This window comes from Sphingomonas sp. NPDC019816, from assembly GCF_050274375.1.
Classification (GTDB): domain Bacteria; phylum Pseudomonadota; class Alphaproteobacteria; order Sphingomonadales; family Sphingomonadaceae; genus Sphingomonas.
Window position 1 is genome coordinate 1 of the sequence record NZ_JBNNOB010000144.1, and the last position, 8,743, is coordinate 8,743.

Below are 8,743 nucleotides of genomic sequence, written 5' to 3' on the forward strand. Positions count from 1 at the left end.
GCCGACCCGGTCGGTGCCGGGGTTGGAATTCCATTGCCGCCCTCCGTTCGCACTGGGCGAAGTCGAAGTGCACGCCTTGACCTCACCCCTTATCCCGTGGCCTTCGACTCCGCTCAGGCTGAACGGAAGTTTGGGCATTGGGCGAAACACAAGGGATGGGGGCGAACCACCGCCGTTCGGCCTGAGCGCAGTCCAAGGCCACGGGAATCCCCCAAGACACAACGACCCCGCCCCTCACGAACGGTGGTTGGACGGATTAGATCGCCTTCATCACCAGCGAAGCATTGGTGCCGCCGAAGCCGAACGAGTTGTTCAGCACCGCCTTGACTTCCCGCTTCTTGGCCGTGTGCGGCACCAGATCGACGCCCTCGGTCCCCTCATCGGGATTGTCGAGGTTCAGCGTCGGCGGCACGATCTGGTCGCGCAGCGCGAGAATGCAGAAGATGCTCTCCACCGCACCGGCGCCGCCCAGAAGATGGCCGATCGCCGACTTGGTGCTCGACATCGACGCGCCCGACAGATCGTCGCCGAACACGCGCTTGGCGGCGGCCAGTTCGATCGTATCCGCCATGGTCGAGGTGCCGTGCGCGTTGATATAGTCGATGTCCGACGGCTCCATGCCCGCCTTGCGCAGCGCCATGCGCATCGCATTCTCGGCGCCCTTGCCCTCGGGATGCGGCGCGGTGACGTGATAGGCATCGCCCGACAGGCCATAGCCGACGACTTCGGCATAGATTTTCGCGCCGCGCGCCTTGGCGTGCTCATATTCCTCGAGCACGACGACGCCAGCCCCCTCGCCCATCACGAAGCCGTCCCGGCCCTTGTCGTAAGGACGGCTCGCTTCGGTCGGACGATCGTTCATGCTCATGTTGAGCGCGCGCGCCTGGGCAAAGCCGGCGACGCCGAGCGGATTGATCGTGCTCTCCGCACCGCCCGCCAGCATGATGTCGGCATCGTCGTCGCGGATCATGCGCGCAGCGTCGCCGATCGAGTGCGCGCCGGTCGAACAGGCGGTGACGACCGCATGGTTCGGGCCCATCAGGCCGTATTTGATGCTGACCTGACCCGAGATCAGGTTGATCAGGCGGCCGTGGACGAAGTGCGGGCTGACCCGGCCGGGGCCGCGCTCGTGCAAGTTGACCGATTCGATCTCGATGCCCGGCAGGCCGCCGATGCCCGATCCGATCGACACGCCCGCGCGAAGCTTCGTGGCCTCGTCCATCTCGGTAAGACCAGCATCTTCCAGCGCCTGACCGGCGGCGTCGATGCCGTAAACGATGAAGGGATCGACCTGACGCTGGACCTTGTGGTCGACGCGCTTGTCAGGGTCGAAGCCATATTCGTGATCCTTGGGCTTCACCTCGCACGCGATGGTGCATTTCTGCCCTGTGGTATCGAACCGCGTGATGGTCCCGGCGCCGGACTTGCCAGCGATCAGATTGGCCCAGGCGGTCTCCACATCCGCGCCCAGCGGCGTGACAAGACCCAATCCGGTGACGACGACGCGCCGCATATTCCACTCCATTCACAACGAAAACGGCTCCCCGCCCGCTAGTCGGGGTCGGGGAGCCGCTTGCAACCTGGCCTTCACGGCCCGTTCGGCGTGTGGATCACACGCCGAGTGGCCCCGGAATTAGGCCTTGTTCTCGTCGATATAGGTGATCGCGTCCTTGACGGTCGTGATCTTCTCGGCGGCATCGTCCGGGATTTCGACACCGAACTCTTCCTCGAACGCCATGACGAGCTCGACGATGTCGAGGCTGTCGGCACCGAGATCGTCGATGAAGCTCGCGTCCTCGGTCACCTTGTCGGCTTCGACGCCGAGATGCTCGACGACGATCTTCTTCACGCGGTCGGCGGTCTCGCTCATGGTAATCCCTTCTCGTAATTCATCGGGGGTTGGTAATTCCTGAACGCACGTAGAACGCGCGCTCTTTTCTGGCAAGCCCGTCCAGCGACGGACTCGGGCCCGGATACGCTCATTCGTGGCAAATATGCCCTTTACAGCATCGCCATGCCGCCATTGACGTGCAGCGTCTGGCCGGTGACATAGCCCGCTTCCTTCGACGCGAGGTAGACGACCGCCGCGCCGATATCCTCGCCACGGCCCAGATCGCCGGCCGGAATCTTGCCGAGCAGCGCGGCCTTCTGCGCCTCGGGCAGAACGTCGGTCATCGCCGAGCGCATGAAGCCGGGCGCCACGCAGTTGACGGTAACGTTGCGGCTGGCAAGCTCCTGCGCCACCGCCTTCGACATGCCGACGATGCCCGCCTTCGACGCGGCATAGTTCGCCTGGCCCGGATTGCCGGTCGCGCCGACGATCGAGGTGATCGAGATGATGCGGCCAAAGCGCGCCTTCATCATCGGCTTGGCGGCGGCGCGGATCAGGCGGAAGGTCGCCTCCAGGTTGACGCTGATGACCTGGTCCCACTCCTCGTCCTTCATCCGCATGGTCAGGTTGTCGCGGGTGACGCCGGCATTGTTGACCAGAATGTCGAGCTTGCCGCCCAGCGCCTCGACCGCCTGCGGGATCAGCGCATCGACGGCGGCCGCGTCGGACAGGTTGCACGGCACCGCGACATGCTCGCCGGCCAGTTCCGCGCGGAATGCTTCAAGCTTATCGATATTGGAGCCCGAGAGCGCCAGCTTCGCCCCCTGCGCCGCCAGCGCCTTCGCCACCGCCGAGCCGAGGCCACCCGATGCACCGGTCACGAGGGCGGTCATTCCTGTCAGGTCGAACATGCTTATTCTCCGATTCTTTGGTTCACGCGAAGCCGCGAAGACGCGATGGGCGTGTAGTCGTTGACGACGCGGCGGAGTCCTTCCTTCAAGGTAGCACCGCCGAAATTAACAAGCAGCCCCAACGGCTGTTTTGTCAGGCGTAGATAAGTTAGCAGTTGTTTGGCATGAGCGGCATTCAGCCGCTCAACTGATTTGATTTCGACGAGCAATGCTTCTTCGATCAGTAGGTCAATGCGAAAGGCTCCATCGAATTGCAGCCCATCAAAACTGAAATTGACGGCCCGCTGTCGTTCGACACGATAGCCTATGCTTGCCAACTTGGCAGCTAGGATCGTCTCATAAACACTCTCTAGCAATCCCGGACCAAGCTCACGATGAAGGCGCAAGGACAGATCAATCACATCAAACGCTATTGTTTCGATATCTGCCATCTTCGCGTCCTCGCGCCTTCGCGTGAACAAAAATCAGAGCTTGGCGAGAAGCCCCTCGATGTCATCCATCGTCACGACACTGACCGCATCCACGTCCGGCGCGATACGCTTGACCATCGGGCCGAGGACCTTGCCGCCGAATTCGACGAACTGCGTGACACCAGCCTCCTGCATCGCCAGCACCGATTCGCGCCAGCGGACCATGCCCGTCACCTGCGCCACCAGCAGCGCGCGGATCGCGCCGGGATCGGCGACCGGCGCGGCTTCGACATTGGCATAGACCGGCACCAGCGGCGCACGGATCGTCGCCTCGGCGAGCGCGGCGTCCATCGCATCGGCGGCGGGCTGCATCAGCGGGCAGTGGAACGGCGCTGACACCGGCAGCAGGACGGCGCGCTTGGCACCCAGATCCTTGGCCAGCGCCACCGCCTTCTCGATCGCCGCGCGGTGGCCGGAGATCACGACCTGGCTCGGGTCATTGTCGTTGGCGACCGTGCAGACCAGCTCCTCGCCGCCCTCTGCCAGGATCGCATCGACCGCCGCACCCGCGATGGTCTTGGCCTTTTCCAGGTCAGCGCCGAGCAGCGCGGCCATCGCCCCCTCACCTACCGGCACCGCTGCCTGCATCGCCCGGCCGCGCAGCTTCAGCAGGCGAGCCGTGGTGGGCAGGTCGATCGCATCGGCCGCGCACAGCGCCGTATATTCGCCCAGCGAGTGGCCTGCGACGAAATCGGCCTTCTCCGACAGGCGGACGCCGCCTTCCTTCTCCAGCACGCGCAGCGTCGCGATGGCGTTCGCCATGATCGCTGCTTGCGCGTTCTCGGTCAGGGTCAGTTCGTCGGCCGGCCCTTCGACCATCAGGCGATAGAGATGCTGGCCCAGCGCCTCGTCGACCTCCTGGAACACCTCGCGGGCGACGGGGCTCGCCTCGGCCAGCGCCTTGCCCATGCCGACGGCCTGGCTGCCCTGGCCCGGAAAGATGAATGCACGCATGTTGGTTCTGCCATGAAACAGTAATAGGATGGCCCGCGCGGTAGAAAGGTCGCCCGCCGCTGGCAAGGGCGCGCCCCTCCCCGCTTGCCTTTTGCCCGCAATTCGCTATGAGCCGGCGCACCATTGGGCGGGAAGCACCTGCTTCACCCGCCCTCATGCCATTTTGGCGTGACGGTATTGAAGTATGGAAGACAGCCGGAGGGGTGTCCCACATGGGGTGGGCATCAGCGATCGGCCAACATAAGGTAAGCTGCATGGCTCTTTACGAGCACGTGTTCCTTGCGCGCCAGGATCTGGCACAGGCGCAGGTGGACGCGCTGGCGGAAGCCGCCACGAAGATCGTCGAGGACAATCAGGGCAAGGTCGTGAAGACCGAGACCTGGGGCCTGCGTTCGCTGGCGTACAAGATCGCCAAGAACCGCAAGGCGCACTACGTCATGCTCGAAATCGACGCCCCCGCCGGTGTCGTCGCCGAGCTGGAGCGCCAGACCCAGATCAACGAAGACGTGATCCGCTACATGACCGTCAAGGTGGACGGCCATGAAGAAGGTCCGTCGGTGATGATGCGCAAGCAGGAGCGCGACCGCGAGCGTCGTGCCGATCGTGGCGAACGCCCCGACCGCGCTGACCGCCCCCGTCGTGATCGTGAAGAGGAAGCCGCATAATGGCCCGCCCGTTTTTTCGTCGCCGCAAGAGCTGCCCCTTCTCCGCGAAGGACGCGCCCCGGATCGACTATAAGGACGTCCGTCTGCTGCAGGGCTTCGTGTCCGAGCGCGGCAAGATCGTGCCCTCGCGCATCACCAGCGTGTCGGCCAAGAAGCAGCGCGAGCTCGCCCAGGCGATCAAGCGTGCGCGTCATCTGGGCCTCCTGCCCTACGTCGTGAAGTAAGGGGTCTTACAGATGAACGTTATTCTGCTTGAGCGCGTCGAGAAGCTCGGCGCCATCGGCGACGTGGTTTCGGTGAAGGACGGCTATGCCCGTAACTTCCTGCTGCCGCGCAAGAAGGCGCTGCGCGCCAACGAAGCCAACAAGAAGGTGTTCGAGGCCAACCGCGCCCGCATCGAAGCCGAGAACGCGAACCGTCGCGCCGAGGCCGAGGTCGAGTCGAAGACCTTCGAGAACGCCAGCGTCACCCTGATCCGTCAGGCGTCGAACGTCGGTCAGCTGTACGGCTCGGTCGCGGTTCGCGATCTGGTCGACGCGCTGGTCGCCGATGGCCACAAGGTCAACAAGAGCCAGATCGTGCTCGACCGTCCGATCAAGGCGATCGGCCTGTACGACGTTCGCGTCGCGCTTCACCCGGAAGTGGCCGTGACCGTCAAGGTCAACGTCGCCCGCTCGCCGGAAGAAGCCGAAATGCAGGCGAAGGGCGTCGACGTCATGGCCTCGATGTTCGAGCGTGACGAAGCCGGCTTCACCGAGGATTACGATCCCAACGCAGAGCCCGGCGCCACCGCCGAGGTTCAGCCGGAGCAGGAAGAAGCGCAGGGTTAATCCCCCGCTTCGGCTTGTCGCCAAAAAGAAAGGGCCGTCCGGTATGACCGGGCGGCCCTTTTTTGCGTCTTGGGAGACGGCAATCGAAAAGCGCGCGTAATGGCGCCCTAAAGGCTCAGGGACAGGCGACGCAGGCGCTGACGACGGCCGCCAGCGGGATCAGTGCGAAGATGAGCGGCATTATATGTTTCATGGTCAAGCTGCCTAAGCCTATGCGATGCTCACTAAATACACGGCGAAGTGCAAAAGTTTCGTTACGGTGAACAGCCAAACCAAAGTTTTTTCCGCTCATCGCCCAACGAACACGACTCGCCGCTGAAATCGGGGTTGCAGCTGTCCTGCCAAGTACCGTTGGCGATCATCCGCTTCTGCAACGGCGGGACTGACCCGCACCTGGGCGTGGTTCCGTTCGCTTGGCGCAATTGCGGTGGGAGGCGGCCTGATTTCTCCCGGCAGGCATGCGCGACCGATTCTCGCTGGTTGCTTCGGGCGATTGGCTGGCACGCCCTCACTTCCGCCCGAACAGCTTCTCGATATCGCCATGCTGCAATTTCACCCAGGTCGGGCGGCCATGGTTGCACTGGCCCGAATGCGGTGTGACTTCCATTTCGCGAAGCAGTGCGTTCATCTCGGCAACCGACAGGATGCGACCAGCACGCACGGAGCCGTGACAGGCCATGGTCGCCGCGACGTGATCCAGCCGTTCGCGCAGGGACAACGCCTGATCGAACGCGGCGAGTTCATCCGCAAGATCGCTCACCAGCCCCTTGGGATCGCTCTGCCCAAGCAGCGCTGGCGTCGAGCGGACCAGCATCGCGGTCGGGCCGAACCGTTCGAGATCCAACCCGAATTCGGCCAGTTCCTCGGCGCGCGCCTCCAGCCGGTCGCAGGCGGGCTCGTCCAGTTCGACCACTTCGGGTATCAGCATCGCCTGCGACGCCACTCGGCCGCCGGTCAGCGCGGCGCGCATGCGTTCCAGCACCAGCCGTTCGTGCGCGGCGTGCTGGTCGACCAGCACCAGGCCGTCCTCGGCTTCGGCGACGATATAGGTCTTGGCGACCTGCCCGCGCGCGACGCCCATCGGATATTGGCGTACCTCGGGCGGGAGCGCGAAGGCGGCCTCGGCGCGGGCGAGCGGCGGGGGTGCGGCGAAACCGGGGCGCGGGGCGAACAATGACTGGCGCTCCATCACCCGTGCTTCGGGCGCGGCATGGCCCCAGTCGTCGGCGGGCGGAGCCGAGGCCAGCGGTGCGGCGACCATCTCGATCTGCCACATGGCGAGCGCCGAGTCGGGCGGGCGCTGCACGCTGCGATGCCCGGCTTCGTCCAGGGCGCGACGCAGGCCGGAGACGATCATGCCCCGGATCAGCGCGGGGTCGCGAAAGCGGACCTCGGTCTTCGCCGGATGGACATTCACATCGACTTCGCTCGGCGGCATATCGAGGAACAGCGCCACCACCGCGTGACGATCGCGTGGCAACATCTCGGCATAAGCCCCTCGGATAGCGCCCATTAATAGTCTGTCACGGACCGGACGCCCATTGACGAACAGATATTGATGGTCGGCGATGCCACGGTTGAAGGTCGGCAGCCCCGCGACCCCGCCCAGCGACACCGTGTCGCGCACCCAGTCGATCGCCACCGAATTCTCCGCCAGCGCCCGGTCGGTCAGGCCAGCGACCCGGCCGGGCCGTTCCTCGCCCCCCGGCACGGTCAGCACCCGCCGCCCGTCATGCTCCAGCGTGAAGGCGATATCGGGCCGCGCCATCGCCAGGCGGCGCACCATGTCGAGACAGGCGGCATATTCCGAGCGCGGCGAGCGCAGGAACTTGCGCCGGGCGGGCACCCGCGCGAACAGGTCCTCGACCACGATCCGGGTGCCCGGCGGCACGGCGGCGGGGCCGTCGCGCAGCACTTCGCCATTGTCGACCACGCGGCTCCAGCCATCGCGGCCCGCCGGACGGCTCTCGATCGTCACCCGCGCGACGCTGGCGATCGAGGGCAGCGCCTCGCCGCGAAAACCGAGCGTCACGACCGCTTCGATCGCTTCGTCGGGCAGTTTGGAGGTGCAATGCCGCTCCAGCGCGAGCGCCATGTCCTCGGCCGACATGCCGCATCCGTCATCGGCCACCTCGATCCGGCCGATGCCGCCCTGGCCGAGAACGATTGCAACACGGGTGGCGCCCGCATCGATGGAGTTTTCGACCAGTTCCTTCAACGCACTGGCGGGCCTTTCCACCACTTCACCGGCCGCGATACGATTGACGAGATGGGGAGGCAGACGCCGTATTGACATGCGGCAAACCCTAGCCCAAGCGACGGCATCCCGCGACCCCGCAAATGACGGTGCAGGTGCCTGTAACGGCTCTTGGCGGCGGTTCGGGATATGAGTTACGCCCACCCGGTCCACCAGACGGAACGAAAGCCTCGATGCCCCTGCCCCGCTTCCTGAAATTCATGTCGCAAGACATGGCGATCGACCTCGGCACCGCGAACACCGTGGTCTATGTCCGCGGACGCGGCATCGTGCTGAACGAGCCGTCCGTCGTCGCGGTCGAGACGATCAACGGCATCAAGAAGGTCAAGGCGGTCGGCGACGACGCCAAGCTGATGATGGGCAAGACCCCGGGCAATATCGAGGCGATCCGCCCCTTGCGTGACGGCGTGATCGCCGACATCGACGTCGCTGAACAGATGATCAAGCACTTCATCCTGAAGGTGCACGGCCCCCGCAAGTTCGCGCGCTGGCCCGAGATCGTGATCTGCGTGCCGTCGGGTTCGACCAAGGTGGAACGCCGCGCGATCCGCGACGCCGCCTCGAACGCGGGCGCAAGCCAGGTCTTCCTGATCGAGGAACCGATGGCCGCCGCGATCGGTGCCGACATGCCCGTCACCGAGCCGATCGGATCGATGGTCGTCGATATCGGCGGCGGCACGACCGAAGTCGCGGTGCTGAGCTTGCGTGGCCTCGCCTACACCACGTCGGTGCGTGTTGGCGGTGACAAGATGGACGAGTCGATCGTCTCCTATGTCCGCCGCAACCACAATCTGCTGATCGGTGAAGCCACCGCCGAGCGGATCA

10 protein-coding genes are annotated in these 8,743 nt (G+C 64.9%); 4 read left to right on the forward strand and 6 right to left on the reverse strand.

All coding sequences use genetic code 11. The features are described 5' to 3' along the window. Positions 1 to 256: 256 nt before the first annotated feature. The 5 genes from fabF to fabD all read right to left on the reverse strand — a co-directional run bounded on the left by fabF (position 257) and on the right by fabD (position 4,166). Complete coding sequence (fabF, locus tag ACQKJZ_RS16355) at positions 257 to 1,513, reverse strand: beta-ketoacyl-ACP synthase II (RefSeq protein WP_061779108.1); 1,257 nt, start codon at positions 1,511 to 1,513, stop codon at positions 257 to 259. Between the two features lie 120 nt (positions 1,514 to 1,633). Further along, complete coding sequence (locus ACQKJZ_RS16360) at positions 1,634 to 1,870, reverse strand: acyl carrier protein (protein WP_007403554.1); 237 nt, start codon at positions 1,868 to 1,870, stop codon at positions 1,634 to 1,636. A gap of 131 nt (positions 1,871 to 2,001) precedes the next feature. Then, positions 2,002 to 2,742, reverse strand: a complete 741-nt coding sequence (gene fabG / locus ACQKJZ_RS16365; protein WP_427732395.1) for a 3-oxoacyl-[acyl-carrier-protein] reductase — start codon at positions 2,740 to 2,742, stop codon at positions 2,002 to 2,004. 2 nt (positions 2,743 to 2,744) lie between these two features. Then, on the reverse strand, positions 2,745 to 3,173 hold the full coding sequence (locus ACQKJZ_RS16370; protein ID WP_312487740.1) for a GxxExxY protein: 429 nt from the start codon (positions 3,171 to 3,173) through the stop codon (positions 2,745 to 2,747). 33 nt (positions 3,174 to 3,206) lie between these two features. After that, positions 3,207 to 4,166 carry an ACP S-malonyltransferase gene (gene fabD, locus ACQKJZ_RS16375; RefSeq protein WP_427732397.1) on the reverse strand — a complete coding sequence of 320 codons (960 nt, stop codon included), beginning with the start codon at positions 4,164 to 4,166 and terminating at the stop codon, positions 3,207 to 3,209. 254 nt (positions 4,167 to 4,420) lie between these two features. On the opposite strand from fabD, the gene rpsF reads away from it, so the two are divergent. The 3 genes from rpsF to rplI are packed head-to-tail and all read left to right on the forward strand — an operon-like array spanning position 4,421 to position 5,661. Continuing rightward, positions 4,421 to 4,831 (forward strand): 30S ribosomal protein S6, encoded by a 411-nt coding sequence (gene rpsF, locus ACQKJZ_RS16380; protein WP_037567458.1) that lies wholly within the window; start codon positions 4,421 to 4,423, stop codon positions 4,829 to 4,831. After that, the gene (gene rpsR, locus ACQKJZ_RS16385; protein WP_007403456.1) at positions 4,831 to 5,055 is read left to right on the forward strand and encodes a 30S ribosomal protein S18; all 225 of its coding nucleotides are present in this window, start codon (positions 4,831 to 4,833) and stop codon (positions 5,053 to 5,055) included. The genes rpsF and rpsR overlap by 1 nt, the downstream gene beginning before the upstream one ends. Before the next feature lie 12 nt (positions 5,056 to 5,067). Continuing rightward, positions 5,068 to 5,661, forward strand: a complete 594-nt coding sequence (gene rplI, locus ACQKJZ_RS16390; protein ID WP_427732400.1) for a 50S ribosomal protein L9 — start codon at positions 5,068 to 5,070, stop codon at positions 5,659 to 5,661. 508 nt (positions 5,662 to 6,169) lie between these two features. On the opposite strand, the gene mutL is transcribed toward rplI, so the two are convergent. Further along, on the reverse strand, positions 6,170 to 7,957 hold the full coding sequence (mutL, locus tag ACQKJZ_RS16395; protein WP_427732402.1) for a DNA mismatch repair endonuclease MutL: 1,788 nt from the start codon (positions 7,955 to 7,957) through the stop codon (positions 6,170 to 6,172). A 134-nt stretch (positions 7,958 to 8,091) separates the two neighbouring features. On the opposite strand from mutL, the gene ACQKJZ_RS16400 reads away from it, so the two are divergent. Further along, positions 8,092 to 8,743: rod shape-determining protein (locus ACQKJZ_RS16400; RefSeq protein WP_427732404.1), on the forward strand; the 652-nt coding region annotated here is incomplete at its 3' end.